We start from the raw sequence: 17,543 nt of genomic DNA on the forward strand, positions 1-17,543 counted from the left end.
ACGCCCGGTTACATTCCGAACCCGGAAGCTAAGCCTTTCAGCGCCGATGGTACTGCAGGGGGGACCCTGTGGGAGAGTAGGACGCCGCCGAACAACCCGCCCTTTTAGCTCAGTCGGTAGAGCGTCTCCATGGTAAGGAGAAGGTCAACGGTTCGATTCCGTTAAAGGGCTCAGAGAAAAGGCCCCCGCCATCTGGCGGGGGCCTTTTTGCGTTCCCGGGCAGTGACCGTACCCACGGGAACAGAAAGAAAGGGCCGGCCCCCTGATGGGGGCTGGCCCTTCGTCGTCTCAGCGGTGCCTCAGTGGTGGCTCACTGGTGGAGCGGCTCCGGGATGCGGAGGGCCAGGATGGCCATGTCGTCGGAGGCGGGCTCCTGGGCGAAGCGCTCCACCGCGCGCAGGACGCGGGAGGCCACCGCGCCGGCCGTCAGGCCCGTACAGGAGCGGAGGACTTCGGTGAGGCCGTCGTCGCCGAGCATGCGGGTGCCCTCGCGGCGTTCGGTGACGCCGTCCGTGACGCACAGGAGGACGTCGCCGGGGTCGAGGGTGAGCGTCTGCTCGTACAGCTCCAGGTCCTCCATGACACCGAGCAGCGGCTGTGGGTCGGCGGCCGGGCGGACCGTGCCGTCCTGGCTGAGGCGGAGCGGGAGGGGGTGGCCGGCGCAGACGACCTTCAGGACCGCGGAGCCGTCCTCCTGCGGGCGGAGCTCGCCGTACAGGAGGGTCAGGAAGCGGCTGCGGGCGCCCTCGTCGAGGATGGCCGCGTTCAGGCGCTCCAGGACGGCCGGGCCGCCGAAGCCCTCGCGGGCCAGCAGGCGCAGGGCGTGCCGGGCGAGGCCGGTGACGGCCGCGGCCTCCGGGCCGGTGCCGCAGACGTCGCCGATGGCGAAGCCGTACGAGCCGTCGCGGATCGGGAAGAGGTCGTAGAAGTCGCCGCCGACCTCGTTGCCCTCGCCGGCCGCGCGGTAGATGACGTCGACCTCGACGCCGGGGACATCGGGCAGGCCGGGCGGCAGCAGGCTGCGCTGGAGGGAACGGCTGATGGCCATGCGCTCGGAGTACAGCCGGGCGTTGTCCAGGGCCAGGGCGGCCCGCCGGGACAGGTCCTCGGCGAGTTCCAGGATCTCCTGGCGGAAGTGGTCGTCGGTGGGCTTGCCCAGGGTGAGCATGCCGATCACGCGGTTGCGGGCGACCAGCGGCAGGACCACGGTCTCGCCGCCGACGGCGGCCGCCGTGGCCAGCGCCGAGTGGATGCCGGAGGACACCGGGGTGCTGGGGCCGCCGAGTTCGCGCATCGAGGCGCTGAGCGCGGCCCGGTGGGCGGCGTCGCCGGGGGCGGTCCAGACCCGGGCGCCTGGGGTGGTCACCGGGTCCGGCGGGGAGATCGAGGAGAGGAGTTCCTTCAGGCCGTCGATCAGGTCCTCGTCCTCGTGCAGCACGTAGGAGAGGTACGGGTCGGAGACCTGGTCGGCGATCGTGTAGACGGCGCACCAGGTGGCCAGGGTGGGGACGGTCATCTGGGCCATCAGGGCCAGCGTCTGGTCCCGGTCGAGGGTGCCGGCCAGCAGGTCGGACGCCTCGACGAGGAAGCTGAGGGAGCCGCGGCGGAGCCGTTCGAGCTCGCCGAGGCGGGCGGACTCCACGGCCAGGGCGATGCGGTCGGCGGCGAACTGGAGGCGCAGGGCCTCCTCGTTGGAGTAGCGGTTGGAGCCCTCGGCGGCGACGCCGAGGGAGCCGGTGAGGCGGCCCTCGACCTTGAGCGGCACGGTGACGACCGAGCGCATGCCGGTGCCTTCGAGGAGCGGTACGGCCCCGGGGACGGCGGCCAGGTCCTCGTGGACGGCGGGCATCCGGGCGGAGCCGTACCGGCTGGCGCCGGTCTCGACCGGGACGCGGGCGAACCGCTGGCGGGCCGAGGGCAGTCCGGTGGTGGCCCGGACCTCCAGCTCGGTCTCGTCGTCGGTGGCGAGGAGCAGGAAGGCGGCGTCGCCGTCGAGCATGTCGCGGGCGCGTTCCACGGTCCGCTGGAGCAGTCCGTCGAGGTCCTCGGGGGCGGGCGAGCCGATGAAGACCTCGAACGGGTCGGCGGTGGTGCCGCGGCTCTCGGCGCCGCTGTCGCCGCCGCCGGAGGGGCGCTGCGGGGTCTGGAGCACCGCGCGCTCGTACTCGCGGACGAGCAGGCAGACGGTGGAGGGTTCGCCGTCGGCGTCGCGGACCCGCAGGTGCGAGGCGTACACGGGGATCACCCGGCCGTCGGCGCAGCGGATGCCGTAGCTGCCCTCCCAGCGGGAGAGCCGGAGGGCCTCGGCGAGGCCGGTGCCGATGCCGGGGGTGTGCGGCCAGGCGGCGAGGTCGCCGAGGGGTTTGCCGGTGACCTGCTCGGAGCCGTATCCGAAGAGTTCCTCGGCGTCCTCGTTCCAGGCGGTGATGGCGCCTTCGCCGTCGATCTGGACGACGGCGACGCGGACCCGGCTGTCGGTGAGCGGGAGCAGGGCGTCGGGCAGCACGGGTCCCGCGGAGCGGGTGCCGACCGGGCGCTCGGGGAGCGCGAGCTGGAACCAGACGTGTTTGCGGGTGGGGGTGTAGTCGACGCCCCAGCGGGTGGCGAGGGCGGAGCACAGCAGAAGGCCCCGGCCGTTCTCGCGGTCGGGGCTGCTCATGGTGCGGGACTGCTGGAGGGGGATCTCGCGTTCGGGGTAGCGGTCGGCGACCTCGATGCGGACGCTGTCGTCGGCGCGCAGGCAGAGCACATCGGCCGCGGTGCCCGCGTGGATGACCGCGTTGGTGACGAGTTCGCTGGTCAGGACGACGGCGTCGTCGACGACCTCGCCGTATCCCCAGCCCTGGAGGGTGTCCCGGACGAAGGCGCGGGCGGTCGCGACGGACCGCCCGACGGGTTCGAAACTGGCAGCCGCCCGCGCGGTGATCACAGAACTCCTCGTACGCGTCTCGACGCCCGGCTCTGCCATGGTTCGGTCTGCCCCTCCCGCCGTGCCCGTGCTGGTTTCGCGCCGCCCCGCCCCCGCCGGGCGGACCGGGGCGGTTGGACAGCCGGATGCCAGGTTACTTACCTTCGCTGTCCCAGCGGATGCCGGTCACGCTGTTTGCGCCCCCCGGACGTGGGGACGTTGTGCGAAGCTGCCGAACTGTTATGGCCTGGTTCGGAGCCGGTGAAACACTGGGCGGGCTGCAACTGGGCAGGCTGGTAGCGAGAGACCGAGCGACGGTCGACCCCTTCGGGAGGGACACGGTGGAGTCTGGCACGACGACGCGGCGCGGTGGCGGTGCGCGCCCGAAGGGTGGCGGCCGGTCCCGGGGCGGGGACACGGTGCAGGTGGACGCGGCCGCTTTGCAGCGGCTGCTGTCTGCTCTGGTGTCGATGCGGGACGGTAATTTCCGCAAGCGGCTGACCGTGTCCGGCGACGGGGTGATGGCCGAGATCTCGGCCGTCTTCAACGAGGTCGCCGACCGGCAGTCGCATCTGACCGGGGAGTTCGCGCGGGTCCGCCGGGTGGTGGGCCGGGAGGGCAAGCTGTCGGAGCGCCTTGAGGCGGGTGCCGCCGAGGGTTCCTGGGCGGCGACGATCGAGGCGGCGAACGCGCTGGTCGACGAGCTGGCGCGGCCGGTCTCGGAGGTCGGCCGGGTGCTGTCGGCGGTCGCCGAGGGTGATCTCGGGCAGCGGATGGAGCTGCGCTCGGAGGGCGGTGACGGGTCGACCCGGCCGCTGCGGGGCGAGTTCCTGAAGGTCGCGCGGACCGTGAACAACCTGGTGGACCAGCTGTCGGTGTTCGCCGACGAGGTGACCCGGGTGGCGCTGGAGGTGGGCACCGAGGGCATCCTCGGCGGTCAGGCGCAGGTGCGGGGCATGTCCGGTTCGTGGAAGGACCTCACGGACTCGGTCAACACGATGGCGAACCGGCTGACGGCGCAGGTGCGGGACATCGCGCTGGTGACGACGGCGGTCGCGAACGGTGATCTGTCGCAGAAGGTCACCGCGAACGTCGCCGGCGAGATGCTGGAGCTGAAGAACACCGTCAACCGCATGGTGGACCAGCTGTCGTCGTTCTCGTCCGAGGTGACCCGGGTGGCCCGTGAGGTGGGCACCGAGGGGGAGCTGGGCGGTCAGGCCGAGGTGGCCGGGGTCGCGGGCGTGTGGAAGGACCTCACGGATTCCGTCAACACGATGGCGGGAAATCTCACCAATCAGGTGAGAGGTATCGCGGAGGTCACCACGGCGGTCGCCAACGGCGACCTGTCGCAGAAGGTGCGGGTGTCGGCGCGCGGCGAGATCGCGCAGCTCGCGGACACCATCAATCAGATGACGGAGACGCTGCGGACCTTCGCGGACGAGGTGACCCGGGTCTCCGGCGAGGTCGGCGCGCAGGGTCTGCTCGGCGGTCAGGCGCAGGTGCCGGGCGCGGCGGGCACCTGGAAGGACCTGACCGACTCGGTCAACACGGTCTTCCGGAACATCACCACGCAGGTGCGGGACATCGCGCAGGTGACGACGGCGGTCGCCAACGGTGACCTGTCGCAGAAGGTCACGGTGGACGTGGCCGGGGAGATGCTGGAGCTGAAGAACACCGTCAACACGATGGTGGACCAGCTGTCGGCGTTCGGTTCCGAGGTGACCCGGGTGGCCCGTGAGGTCGGCGTCGAGGGCCGGCTCGGCGGCCAGGCGAAGGTGCCGGGCGCCGCCGGTACCTGGAAGGACCTCACCGACTCGGTGAACACCGCCTTCCGCAACCTGACCGGCCAGGTGCGGGACATCGCGCAGGTGACGACGGCGGTCGCCAACGGCGATCTCTCGCAGAAGGTCACGGTGGACGTGGCCGGCGAGATGCTGGAGCTCAAGAACACCGTCAACACCATGGTGTCGCAGCTGTCGTCGTTCGCCGACCAGGTGACCCGGATGGCCAGGGACGTGGGCACCGAGGGCCGCCTCGGCGGCCAGGCCCGGGTGGACGGCGTCTCCGGGCGCTGGCGCGAGCTCACCGACTCGGTGAACTTCATGGCGGGGAACCTGACCTCGCAGGTGCGGCAGATCGCCCAGGTGACCACGGCGGTGGCGCGGGGCGACCTGTCGCAGAAGATCGACGTGGACGCGCGCGGCGAGATCCTGGAGCTGAAGAACACCATCAACACGATGGTCGACCAGCTGTCCGCGTTCGCGGACCAGGTGACCCGGGTGGCCCGCCAGGTGGGTACGGACGGGCGGCTCGGCGGCCAGGCCGTCGTGCCGGGCGTCGCCGGGGTGTGGCGGGACCTGACGGACTCGGTGAACGGCATGGCCGGGAACCTGACCGCCCAGGTGCGCAACATCGCGCAGGTCGCCACAGCGGTCGCCCGCGGTGACCTGTCGCAGAAGATCGACGTGGACGCGCGCGGCGAGATCCTGGAGCTGAAGAACACCCTCAACACCATGGTCGACCAGCTGTCGTCGTTCGCCGACCAGGTGACGCGGGTGGCGCGCGAGGTGGGCACCGAGGGCATCCTGGGTGGTCAGGCCGAGGTGCAGGGGGTCTCCGGCACCTGGAAGGACCTCACCCAGTCGGTGAACTTCATGGCGAACAACCTGACCTTCCAGCTGCGCAACATCGCCGAGGTCACCACGGCGGTGGCGCGCGGCGACCTCGCCAAGAAGATCACCGTCGACGCCAAGGGCGAGATCCTGGAGCTGGTGACGACCGTCAACACGATGGTCGACCAGCTGTCCAACTTCGCCGACGAGGTGACCCGGGTGGCCCGTGAGGTGGGCACCGAGGGCATCCTCGGCGGCCAGGCCCGGGTGCGCGGGGTCACCGGCATCTGGAAGGACCTGAGCGACAACGTCAACCTGATGGCCAACAACCTGACCAACCAGGTGCGGAACATCGCCCGGGTGTCGTCGGCGGTCGCCAACGGCGACCTGACGAAGAAGGTCACGGTCGAGGCCCGCGGCGAGGTCGCCGAACTCGCCGACACCGTCAACACGATGGTGACGACCCTGTCGTCGTTCGCCGACGAGGTGACCCGGGTGGCCCGTGAGGTGGGCACCGAGGGCGAACTGGGCGGCCAGGCGCGGGTGCCCGGCGTGGCCGGTACCTGGAAGGACCTCACCGAGTCGGTGAACTCGATGGCCGACAACCTGACCGGCCAGGTCCGGCAGATCGCCGCGGTCACCACCGCCATCGCCAAGGGCGACCTCACCAAGAAGATCGACATCGACGCCCGGGGCGAGATCCAGCAGCTCAAGAGCACCATCAACACGATGGTCGACCAGCTGTCGAACTTCGCCGAGGAGGTCACCCGGGTCGCCCGCGAGGTGGGCACCGACGGCCAGCTCGGCGGTCAGGCCCGGGTCCGTGACGTCGAGGGCACCTGGTGGGACCTGACCGAGTCGGTGAACGAGATGGCCGGGAACCTGACCCGTCAGGTGCGGGCCATCGCGGCCGTCGCCACCGCGGTCACCCGCGGCGACCTCAACGTCAAGATCGACGGCGTGGACGCGGCCGGGGAGATCCAGGCGCTCCAGGACAACATCAACACCATGATCGCGAACCTCCGCGACACCACCCTCGCCAACGACGAACAGGACTGGCTGAAGGGCAACCTGGCCCGTATCTCCGGTCTGATGCAGGGCCGCCGGGACCTGGAGGACGTGGCCTCGCTCATCATGAGCGAGCTGACCCCGGTGGTGTCCGCGCAGCACGGCGCGTTCTTCGTGGCGATGCCGACCGGCGCGGCGCCCAGCGAGACCGAACCGGTCGGCGAGGGCGAAGGCGCGTACGAGCTGCGGATGCGCGGCAGTTACGGCTACTCGGCGGGCTCCATGCCCACCTCCTTCCGGCCCGGGGAGACCCTGATCGGGACGGCCGCCGAGGAGAAGCGGACCATCCAGGTCAATGTGCCGCCGGGCTATCTGAAGATCTCCTCCGGGCTCGGCGAGGCCGCCCCGGCCCATGTGATCGTGCTGCCGGTGCTGTTCGAGGGCCGGGTGCTCGGCGTGATCGAGCTGGCCTCGTTCCAGCCGTTCACCCAGATCCAGCGGGACTTCCTCAACCAGATCGCCGAACTCATCGCGACCACCGTCAACACCATCAGCGTCAACACCCGCACCGAGGTGCTGCTCCAGCAGTCGCAGGAGCTCACCGAGCAGCTGCGGGAGCGGTCTGCGGAGCTGGAGCACCGGCAGAAGGAGCTGCAGAACTCCAACGCCGAACTGGAGGACAAGGCCGAGCTGCTCGCCCGGCAGAACCGCGACATCGAGGTGAAGAACACCGAGATCGAGGAGGCCCGGCAGGTCCTGGAGGAGCGCGCCGAGCAGCTCGCGGTGTCGATGCGCTACAAGTCCGAGTTCCTCGCCAACATGTCGCACGAGCTGCGCACCCCGCTCAACTCGCTGCTGATCCTGGCGAAGCTGCTCGCCGACAACGCGGACGCCAATCTGTCGCCGAAGCAGGTCGAGTTCGCCGAGACGATCCACGGCGCCGGTTCCGACCTGCTCCAGCTGATCAACGACATCCTCGACCTGTCGAAGGTGGAGGCGGGCAAGATGGACGTCTCGCCGACGCGGATCGCGCTGGTGCAGCTGGTCGACTACGTGGAGGCGACGTTCCGGCCGCTGACCGCGGAGAAGGGCCTCGACTTCTCGGTACGGGTCTCGCCCGAGCTGCCCGCCACCCTGCACACCGACGAGCAGCGGCTGCTCCAGGTGCTGCGCAACCTCCTGTCGAACGCGGTGAAGTTCACCGACACCGGCGCGGTCGAGCTGGTGATCCGTCCGGTCGGCGGCGATGTGCCGCAGTCGATCAGGGAGCAGCTGCTCGAAGCGGGCACGGTGCGCGATCCGGACGCCGAGCTGATCGCGTTCTCGGTGACCGACACCGGGATCGGGATCGCGGCCGGGAAGATGCGGGTGATCTTCGAGGCGTTCAAGCAGGCCGACGGCACCACCAGCCGCAAGTACGGCGGAACCGGCCTCGGGCTGTCGATCAGCCGGGAGATCGCCCGGCTGCTCGGCGGCGAGATCTACGCGGCGAGCGAGCCGGGCCGCGGCTCGACGTTCACGCTCTACCTGCCGCTGAGCCCGGCCGGGACCGGCCCGGTCGGGCCCGGCACCGAACCGCACGAGCAGCCCGATCCGTACGCCGCCGAGGGCGGGCCGCTGTCCGGCGCCACCGGCAGCGAGGGCCTGGTGCACTTCGCGCCCGCACCGGCGCACAGCGACGCACGCGCCGGGACGGGGGCGCTGTTCCGGCACCGCCGCAAGTCGGGGGACCAGTGGCCCCAACTGCCGGGGCAGCCGGGCAAGGGCGAGCTGCCGGCGGCCGAGGAGCGGCCGGAGCCGGAGCCGCGCCGGGTGTTCACGTTCGCGGGTGAGAAGGTCCTCATCGTCGACGACGACATCCGCAATGTGTTCGCGCTGACCAGCGTCCTGGAGCAGCACGGCCTGGCGGTGCTGTACGCGGAGAACGGCCGCGAGGGCATCGAGGTCCTGGAACAGCACGAGGACGTGTCCGTGGTGCTGATGGACATCATGATGCCGGAGATGGACGGCTACGCGACGACGACGGCGATCCGCAGGATGCCGCAGTTCGCCGGGCTGCCGATCATCGCGCTCACCGCCAAGGCGATGAAGGGCGACCGGGAGAAGGCCATCGAGTCCGGGGCGTCGGACTATGTGACCAAGCCGGTCGACCCGGACTACCTGCTGACGGTGATGGAGCAGTGGATGCGGGGCGAGGGCCGGTAGCGCGCCCTCGGGAAGGGGCCGGGCGCCGTGGGGGATTCCGACCGGAGACCCCCTGGCGGCCGGCCCTCGCCGATCGGGTGTGAGAGCCGCCGGGACGGGGAACCTTCTGGTCTCGCACCGCGTTCGACCTACGGGCACGAGGCGTGTGCTCCGTGACAATGCGGTGACAGGGTGTGGCGACGGGCGGGGTGCGGCTACGATGACCGGCACAAGGACGGACGGCGCATGGGAGTCGTCTTCTGGGGCGGCGCCCGGTGCTTCCCCCGGCACGCAGAGCCGGAGTGAACCAGTGCCGGGGCGAGGAGGACGGGGCATGGTGCAGAAGGCCAAGATCCTCCTGGTCGATGACCGGCCGGAGAATCTGCTGGCGCTGGAGGCCATTCTCTCCGCGCTCGATCAGACACTGGTGCGGGCATCGTCCGGGGAGGAAGCGCTCAAGGCGCTGCTGACCGACGACTTCGCGGTCATCCTGCTGGACGTCCAGATGCCCGGCATGGACGGATTCGAGACCGCCGCGCACATCAAGCGGCGGGAGCGGACCCGGGACATCCCGATCATCTTCCTCACCGCCATCAACCACGGCCCGCACCACACCTTCCGCGGGTACGCGGCCGGGGCCGTCGACTACATCTCCAAGCCGTTCGACCCGTGGGTGCTGCGCGCCAAGGTCTCCGTCTTCGTCGAGCTGTACATGAAGAACTGTCAGCTCCGCGAGCAGGCCGCGCTGCTCCGGCTCCAGCTGGAGGGCTCGGGCCCCGGCGGCCAGACCAAGGAGTCCGCGGGACTGCTCGCCGAGCTGTCCGCCCGGCTCGCCGCCGTCGAGGAGCAGGCCGAGGCGCTGTCCAAGCAGCTCGACGACGACTCCGCCGACGCGGCCGCCGTCGCCACCGCCGCCCATCTGGAGCGCAAGCTCACCGGACTGCGCCGCGCCCTCGACGCGCTGGAGCCCGGTACGGGCGGCGCGCCGAGCCTGCCCGCCCCGAACTGAGCCCGTCCGGACCCTGTCCGGCCCGGACCCGTCCCGTACCGACAGTGACTTCGCGTCAGTACGGGCACCCGGACGGTCGTTGACCCGGTGCCCCCGCTAGCGGGGGGCCCGGTCCGCCCCGGCCTCGCGCGTCGGGGCGCGCCCATGAGCGGGCGTCAGTTTCGCGCCCTGGCACGGCCGACACGAACGGGTGAGCGCCGGGCGAGCTGTTTCCCCAGCGGGTTACGCAGGTAACCTCAAGCCCATGGCCTCACGTACGTCCGGCAAGGGTTCCCAGGGCACGGCGGGCACCGCGAAGCCGCGAGCCGCCGGCCGTACGAGCGGTACCGCGAAGAAGGCGGCGGCGGCCGTCGCCAAGTCGCCCGCCAAGCCCCCCGCGAAGAAGGCGCCCGCCAAGAAGGCGGCGCCCGCCAAGCGCGCGCCCGCGCGCAAGACGGCGGCCAAGAAGCCCGCACCGCGCCCGGCACCGTCCCCCACCGGGGGTCTGTACCGGCTCGTGCGCGGTGTCTGGCTGGGCCTCGCGCACGCCGTCGGCGCGATGTTCCGGGGGATAGGGCGGGGCGCCAAGGGCCTCGACCCGGCCCACCGCAAGGACGGCCTCGCGCTGCTGCTCCTCGGCATCGCGCTGATCGTCGCGGCCGGTACCTGGTCCAATCTGCGCGGCCCCGTCGGCGACCTGGTGGAGATGCTGGTCACCGGCGCCTTCGGCCGGCTCGACCTGCTGGTCCCGCTGCTTGTCGGCGCCATCGCGGTCCGGCTGATCCTCTACCCGGAGAAGCCGGAGGCCAACGGCCGGATCGTGATCGGTCTGTCCGCGCTCGTCATCGGCGTGCTCGGACAGGTCCACATCGCCTGCGGCTCACCCGGCCGCGGCGACGGCACCAAGGCCATGCAGGACGCGGGCGGCCTGATCGGCTGGGCCGCGTCCAAGCCGCTGATCTTCATGATGGGCGAGGTCCTGGCGGTGCCGATGCTGGTGCTGCTCACCGTCTTCGGCCTGCTCGTGGTCACCGCCACCCCCGTCAACGCCATCCCGCAGCGGCTGCGCGCCCTCGGCGCCAAGCTCGGCCTGGTCGAGCCCGCGTACGAGCCGGAGGAGTCCGGCGCGCCCGGCGCACAGAGCGAGCACGGGGAGTACGGCGACGACTGGCGGGGCGAGCAGGCCCCTGGTGCCCGCCCGGTGCGCCGGCGCGCGCCCGGCGCGGCGGACCCGTACGACCACGACCGGGCCGAGTCCGCCGCCCTGGAGCGGCGCGGCCGTCGGGGCCGTACCGCCCCCGTGCCCGCCTCCGCCTTCGACACCGGCGGGCTCGACCCGGTCGACGTGGCCGCCGCCGCGGCCGCCGCCCTCGACGGCGCGGTGCTCAACGGGATGCCGCCGTCGCCGCTGATCGCCGACCTCACCCGGGACGTGACCGCCGAGCGGGCCGCCGCCGTCGCCCGGGCGGCCGAGGCCGAGTCCACCGGCGCGGCCCCGGTGCCGACCGCGCGCGCCGGTGCCAAGGGCAGGGGCGGGTCCGGCGGCGAGGACAGCGGCCGGATCCCCGGCGCCGTACCCGACCTGACCAAGCCCGCTCCCGAGCCGACCGATCTGCCGCCCCGGGCCGAGCAGCTCCAGCTGTCCGGCGACATCACCTACTCGCTGCCCTCCATGGACCTCCTGGAGCGCGGCGGCCCCGGCAAGACCCGCAGCGCCGCCAACGACGTCGTCGTCGACTCGCTGACCAACGTCTTCGCCGAGTTCAAGGTCGACGCCGCCGTCACCGGCTTCACCCGCGGCCCCACCGTCACCCGGTACGAGGTGGAGCTCGGCCCGGCCGTCAAGGTCGAGAAGATCACCGCGCTCACCAAGAACATCGCGTACGCCGTGGCCAGCCCCGACGTGCGGATCATCTCGCCGATCCCGGGCAAGTCCGCCGTCGGCATCGAGATCCCGAACACCGACCGCGAGATGGTCAACCTCGGCGACGTGCTGCGGCTCGCCGAGGGCGACGACGACCACCCGATGCTGGTCGCGCTCGGCAAGGACGTCGAGGGCGGCTATGTGATGGCCAACCTGGCGAAGATGCCGCACATCCTGGTCGCCGGTGCCACCGGCTCCGGCAAGTCGTCCTGCATCAACTGCCTGATCACCTCGGTGATGATAAGAGCGACCCCGGAGGACGTCCGGATGGTCCTCGTCGACCCCAAGCGGGTCGAGCTCACCGCGTACGAGGGCATCCCGCACCTGATCACCCCGATCATCACCAACCCGAAGCGGGCCGCCGAGGCCCTCCAGTGGGTGGTGAAGGAGATGGACCTCCGCTACGACGACCTGGCCGCCTTCGGCTTCCGTCACATCGACGACTTCAACCAGGCCATCCGGGACGGCAAGGTCCAGCTGCCGCCGGGCAGCGAGCGGGAACTCAAGCCCTACCCGTACCTCCTGGTGATCGTCGACGAGCTCGCCGACCTGATGATGGTCGCGCCCCGGGACGTCGAGGACTCCATCGTCCGCATCACCCAGCTGGCCCGCGCCGCCGGCATCCACCTGGTGCTCGCCACCCAGCGGCCCTCGGTCGACGTCGTCACCGGTCTGATCAAGGCGAACGTGCCGTCCCGGCTCGCCTTCGCCACCTCCTCGCTCGCCGACAGCCGGGTCATCCTCGACCAGCCCGGCGCCGAGAAGCTGATCGGCAAGGGCGACGGCCTGTTCCTGCCGATGGGCGCGAACAAGCCGGTCCGCATGCAGGGCGCCTTCGTCACCGAGCACGAGGTCGCCCAGGTCGTCCAGCACTGCAAGGACCAGATGGCGCCGGTCTTCCGCGAGGACGTCACGGTCGGGCAGAAGCAGAAGAAGGAGATCGACGAGGAGATCGGCGACGACCTCGACCTGCTCTGCCAGGCGGCCGAACTGGTGGTCTCCACCCAGTTCGGCTCGACCTCGATGCTCCAGCGCAAACTGCGGGTCGGCTTCGCCAAGGCGGGCCGCCTGATGGACCTCATGGAATCGCGCAACATCGTCGGCCCCAGCGAGGGCTCCAAGGCCCGGGACGTGCTGGTCAAGCCCGACGAGCTGGACGAGGTGCTCGACGTGATCCGGGGCGGCGACGGCACCGGCTGAGCGCCGCCGGAGCGGGGACAGGACCGGGCCGGGGGCCGCACCCCGCCCCGGTCCGCCGCCAGGTCGAGACCGGGCCGAGACTCACTCGTAAGGGAACGTGGGCAACCGTTTCCCTTGGGCGCACGTCAAGTTGGAGGGAAGGACAGCACGATGTCCCAGCCTCATGGCGTACAAACCATGCCCGCCCGGTTGCCCCACCCTTTCGTACCACCCATAGACTGAACATCCAGCAGGTGGCTACACGCTCGAAAGGCGCTCACGTGTCCATCGGCAACTCCCCCGAAGACGACCGGAACTTCCCGGCAGACGACCGGGATTCCGTCGGTCATGTCCTGCGGCAGGCCCGCGTCGCGGCCGGTCTCACCGTCGAAGAGGTCAGCGCCTCCACCCGGGTGCGCGTCCCGATCGTGCACGCGATCGAGGAGGGCGACTTCTCGCGCTGCGGCGGCGACGTCTACGCCCGCGGCCACGTCCGCACGCTGGCCCGCGCCGTGGGTCTCGATCCGGCCCCCCTGATCGAGCGGTACGACGCCGAGCACGGCGGCCGGCCCGCCCCGACCCCCGCCGCCCCGCTGTTCGAGGCGGAGCGGATCCGCCCCGAGCCGCGCCGCCCCAACTGGACCGCCGCCATGGTCGCGGCCATCGTCGCCGTCGTCGGTTTCGTCGGCTACTCCATGTTCAACGGCACCGACGGGACCGCGGGACCCGAGGCCGTCGCGGAGGGCCCGGCCCCGGCCACCAAGCCCGCCAAGCCCGCCCCCAAGCCCGCGCCGGTGAAGTCGCAGGCCGCCCCGGCGCCGTCCGAGAGCGCCATCGCGGCCGTCCCCCAGGACAAGGTCACCGTCAAGCTCACCGCCACCGACGACAAGAGCTGGATCTCGGCCAAGGCCCACGACGGCAAGCTGCTCTTCGACGGCCTGCTGCTCAAGGGCGAGTCCAAGACCTTCCAGGACGACAAGCGCATCGACCTCATCCTCGGCAACGCGGGACCGATCGAGCTGTACGTCAACGGCAAGAAGATCGAGGACTCCTTCGAGTCCGGCCAGGTCGAGCGCCTGTCCTACACCAAGGGCGACCCGCAGGACGGCTGAGGCCACCCAGTCCACCCTTAGGGGTGACAGCGCGTGACGGCGTCGCGCAGGTGAACCCTGCGCGACGGAGGTACGGCCGGGACGAAGTAGTCTTGAGTCCATGCCCGAACGCCGTACCGTCGCCCTTGTCACTCTCGGCTGCGCCCGTAACGAGGTGGACTCGGAGGAGCTCGCAGGCCGCTTGGCAGCGGACGGCTGGGAGCTCGTCGAGAACGCCGAGGACGCCGATGTAGCCGTCGTCAACACCTGTGGCTTCGTCGAAGCCGCCAAGAAGGACTCCGTCGACGCGCTCCTCGAAGCCAATGATCTGAAGGACCACGGCCGCACCCAGGCCGTTGTCGCCGTCGGCTGCATGGCCGAGCGCTACGGCAAGGAGCTGGCCGACGCGCTGCCCGAGGCCGACGGCGTGCTCGGCTTCGACGACTACGCCGACATCTCCGGCCGCCTCCAGACGATCCTCAGCGGCGGCAGCGTCGAGGCGCACGCCCCGCGCGACCGCCGCAAGCTGCTGCCGCTGTCCCCGGTCGAGCGCCAGCAGGCCGCCGCCGCGGTGGCGCTGCCCGGCCACGGCGACACCCAGGCCACGGACCCGGCCGGGGCCGACGACGCCGACGCGCAGACCGCCGACCTGACGGATCTGCCGGAAGGTGTCGCGCCCGCTTCCGGGCCGCGCGCGCCGCTGCGCCGCCGCCTGGACACCAGCCCGGTCGCCTCGGTGAAGCTGGCCTCCGGCTGCGACCGACGCTGCTCCTTCTGCGCCATCCCGTCCTTCCGCGGCTCCTTCGTCTCGCGCCGTCCCTCCGACGTCCTGAACGAGACCCGCTGGCTGGCCGAGCAGGGCGTGAAGGAGATCATGCTGGTCTCCGAGAACAACACCTCGTACGGCAAGGACCTCGGCGACATCCGCCTCCTGGAGAGCCTGCTGCCCGAGCTCGCGGCGGTCGACGGCATCGAGCGGGTCCGGGTCAGCTACCTGCAGCCCGCCGAGATGCGCCCCGGCCTGATCGACGTGCTCACCTCGACCGAGAAGGTCGCCCCCTACTTCGACCTGTCCTTCCAGCACAGCGCCCCCGACGTGCTGCGGGCGATGCGCCGCTTCGGCGACACCGACCGCTTCCTGGAGCTCCTGGAGACCATCCGGTCCAAGGCGCCGACGGCGGGTGCCCGGTCCAACTTCATCGTCGGCTTCCCCGGCGAGACCGAGGCCGACTTCGCCGAGCTGGAACGCTTCGTCACGCACGCCAGGCTCGACGCCATCGGCGTCTTCGGCTACTCCGACGAGGACGGCACCGAGGCCGCGGGCTACGAGCACAAGCTCGACCAGGACGTCGTCGACGAGCGCCTTGCGCACCTGTCCCGGCTCGCCGAGGAGCTGACCGCCCAGCGCGCCGAGGAGCGGATCGGCGAGACCCTGGAGGTACTCGTCGAGTCCTTCGACGACGAGGACGGCTGGCTCGGCCGGGCCGCCCACCAGGCGCCCGAGACGGACGGCCAGGTGATCCTCACCATGGACTCGACCGAGGGCGTGGAGCTGGCCCCGGGCCGTATGGTCAGGGCCAAGGTCGTCGGCACCGAGGGTGTCGACCTGGTGGCCGACCACTGCGAGGTGCTGGGGAGCGGCCCCGGGACCCGTGAGGCCGAGGAGGCGGGCAGATGACCGGAGTCCCGGCGTCCGCGACGGGCGGGACCGGCGGCAGGCCGGCGCCCCGCGGCAAGCTGGGGGCTGCGGCCGTCAACCAGGCCAGTCTCTGGAACATCGCGAACATCCTGACCATGATCCGGCTCGTGCTCGTGCCGGGCTTCGTGCTGCTGCTCCTCCAGGACGGCGGCCACGACCCGGCGTGGCGGGCCTGGGCCTGGGCGGCGTTCGCGGTGGCCATGATCACCGATGTCTTCGACGGGCACCTGGCCCGTACGTACAACCTGGTCACCGACTTCGGGAAGATCGCCGACCCGATCGCCGACAAGGCGATCATGGCGGCCGGGCTGATCTCGCTGTCCGCGCTCGGCGACCTGCCGTGGTGGGTGACCGGTGTCATCCTCGCCCGTGAGCTCGGCATCACGCTGATGCGCTTCTGGGTGATCCGGCACGGGGTGATCCCGGCCAGCCGCGGCGGCAAGATGAAGACGCTCGCGCAGGGCACCGCGGTCGGCATGTACGTGCTGGCGCTCACCGGGCCGCTCGCCACGATGCGCTTCTGGGTGATGGCGGTCGCCGTGGCGCTGACCGTCGTCACCGGTCTGGACTATGTGCGACAGGCGGTCGTACTGCGCCGCGAAGGGCTCGCCGCGGAGCGCGCGGCGGCCGCCGCGGCCGCGCCGGATTCCACCGGTTCATCCGATGCCTCCGGTTCCTCCGGTTCCTCCGGTTCCTCCGGTTCATCCGATGCCTCCGGTTCCTCCGGTTCGGACCAGGCTCCGACCGGCGCGGGAGCCGAATCACGATGACCGCCGCCGCGACCGTCGCCGCCCGGGTGCTCGAACAGCTCGCCCTGCGGGGTGCCACGCTGGCGGTCGCGGAGTCCCTCACGGGCGGTCTGGTGGCCGCGGAGCTGACCGGGGTCCCCGGGGCCTCGAAGACCTTCCGCGGCTCCGTGACGGCCTATGCCACGCCCCTGAAGGAGCGGCTCCTCGGGGTGGACGGCGCTCTGCTGGCGGCGCGCGGCGCGGTCGACGCCGAGGTCGCGCTGCAGATGGCGGCCGGTGTCCGGGCCGCGCTCGGCGCCGACTGGGGGATCGCGACCACCGGCGTCGCGGGCCCCGAGCCGCAGGACGGACAGCCCGTGGGAACGGTGTACGTGGCCGTCTCGGGCCCCTCGGCGGACGCGGGTCCGACGGGGAAGGTGGCCGCGTTGCGATTGAGCGGCGATCGAGCGGAAATCCGTAGAGAGAGTGTGCGGAGCGTGCTCGAATTGCTCAGTGGACTGCTCGCCGACGAACGCACGGAAAATGCGCGGGCACAGGATACGGAACAGAACGGGGGAGATTGATGTTTGCAGCCATGAGTGAACACGACATCGCTCCCCGCACGGCCGCGGCGCGAGGCGGTACGGTGGGGCGTGAAGGATGCGGCTACGCGGTCCGAGGAGGGAGCCACCGATGATTCTGCTCCGTCGCCTGTTGGGTGACGTGCTGCGTCGGCAGCGCCAGCGCCAGGGCCGTACTCTGCGCGAAGTCTCCTCGTCCGCCCGAGTTTCGCTCGGCTATCTCTCCGAGGTGGAGCGGGGGCAGAAGGAGGCTTCCTCCGAGCTGCTCTCCGCGATCTGCGACGCGCTGGACGTACGGATGTCCGAGCTCATGCGTGAAGTGAGCGACGAGCTGTCGCTGGCCGAACTGGCCGAGTCGGCAGCGGCGAGCGAGCCGGTGCCGACGCCGGTGCGGCCGATGCTCAATTCGGTCTCGGTGACGTCGGTGGCCGGAGTGTCCACCGAGCGGGTGACCATCAAGGCACCCGCGGAGGCGGTCGACGTCGTCGCCGCCTGAGCCGAGGGGCGCGGGCACGCACCGCGCGCGAAGAAGTGGATGAGGCCCCGGTGGCCGCCGTCAGGGCGGCCACCGGGGCTTCGTCGTCGTGCGCGACGGTCGGCGAGCTGCCATGGTGGTGGAGCCTGACCGAGCCGATGGGTGT

Annotated in this window: 9 protein-coding genes, 1 tRNA gene and 1 rRNA gene; 10 read left to right on the top strand and 1 reads right to left on the bottom strand. The window is 71.3% G+C overall.

Features of this window, described 5'->3' with window-relative positions; translation table 11 throughout:
• Both rrf and ACIPXM_RS06150 read left to right on the top strand, forming a co-directional pair.
• A 5S ribosomal RNA gene (rrf, locus tag ACIPXM_RS06145) occupies window positions 1-93 on the top strand; the annotation flags it as partial.
• A gap of 5 nt (window positions 94-98) precedes the next feature.
• A tRNA-Thr gene (locus ACIPXM_RS06150) sits at window positions 99-171 on the top strand.
• 139 nt (window positions 172-310) lie between these two features.
• On the opposite strand, the gene ACIPXM_RS06155 is transcribed toward ACIPXM_RS06150, so the two are convergent.
• Window positions 311-2,968, bottom strand: coding sequence for a SpoIIE family protein phosphatase (locus ACIPXM_RS06155; RefSeq protein WP_401652539.1), 2,658 nt, complete (start codon window positions 2,966-2,968; stop codon window positions 311-313).
• 281 nt (window positions 2,969-3,249) lie between these two features.
• Between ACIPXM_RS06155 and ACIPXM_RS06160 the strand changes: the two genes are divergently transcribed.
• The 8 genes from ACIPXM_RS06160 (at window position 3,250) to ACIPXM_RS06195 (ending at window position 17,398) form a co-directional block, all read left to right on the top strand.
• Window positions 3,250-8,733: a HAMP domain-containing protein gene (locus ACIPXM_RS06160; protein ID WP_401652541.1), complete on the top strand. Its 5,484-nt coding sequence runs from the start codon at window positions 3,250-3,252 to the stop codon at window positions 8,731-8,733.
• 313 nt (window positions 8,734-9,046) lie between these two features.
• Window positions 9,047-9,721, top strand: a complete 675-nt coding sequence (locus ACIPXM_RS06165; protein WP_401652542.1) for a two-component system response regulator — start codon at window positions 9,047-9,049, stop codon at window positions 9,719-9,721.
• A 244-nt stretch (window positions 9,722-9,965) separates the two neighbouring features.
• Complete coding sequence (locus ACIPXM_RS06170) at window positions 9,966-12,824, top strand: DNA translocase FtsK (RefSeq protein WP_401652544.1); 2,859 nt, start codon at window positions 9,966-9,968, stop codon at window positions 12,822-12,824.
• A gap of 260 nt (window positions 12,825-13,084) precedes the next feature.
• Window positions 13,085-13,915 (top strand): helix-turn-helix domain-containing protein, encoded by an 831-nt coding sequence (locus tag ACIPXM_RS06175; RefSeq protein WP_401652546.1) that lies wholly within the window; start codon window positions 13,085-13,087, stop codon window positions 13,913-13,915.
• A 100-nt stretch (window positions 13,916-14,015) separates the two neighbouring features.
• The gene (gene rimO, locus ACIPXM_RS06180) at window positions 14,016-15,572 is read left to right on the top strand and encodes a 30S ribosomal protein S12 methylthiotransferase RimO (protein WP_401652548.1); all 1,557 of its coding nucleotides are present in this window, start codon (window positions 14,016-14,018) and stop codon (window positions 15,570-15,572) included.
• A complete protein-coding gene (gene pgsA, locus ACIPXM_RS06185; protein ID WP_401652550.1) occupies window positions 15,569-16,363 on the top strand; it encodes a CDP-diacylglycerol--glycerol-3-phosphate 3-phosphatidyltransferase in 795 nt (264 codons plus the stop codon). The genes rimO and pgsA overlap by 4 nt, the downstream gene beginning before the upstream one ends.
• Window positions 16,360-16,905 (top strand): CinA family protein, encoded by a 546-nt coding sequence (locus tag ACIPXM_RS06190; protein ID WP_401652551.1) that lies wholly within the window; start codon window positions 16,360-16,362, stop codon window positions 16,903-16,905. Before pgsA ends, ACIPXM_RS06190 begins: the two co-directional genes overlap by 4 nt.
• Window positions 16,906-17,014: 109 nt before the next feature.
• Window positions 17,015-17,398 carry a helix-turn-helix domain-containing protein gene (locus ACIPXM_RS06195; protein ID WP_384506282.1) on the top strand — a complete coding sequence of 128 codons (384 nt, stop codon included), beginning with the start codon at window positions 17,015-17,017 and terminating at the stop codon, window positions 17,396-17,398.
• The last annotated feature ends 145 nt before the right edge of the window (window positions 17,399-17,543 follow it).

It is taken from the genome of Streptomyces sp. NPDC090025, from assembly GCF_044748125.1.
Classification (GTDB): domain Bacteria; phylum Actinomycetota; class Actinomycetes; order Streptomycetales; family Streptomycetaceae; genus Streptomyces.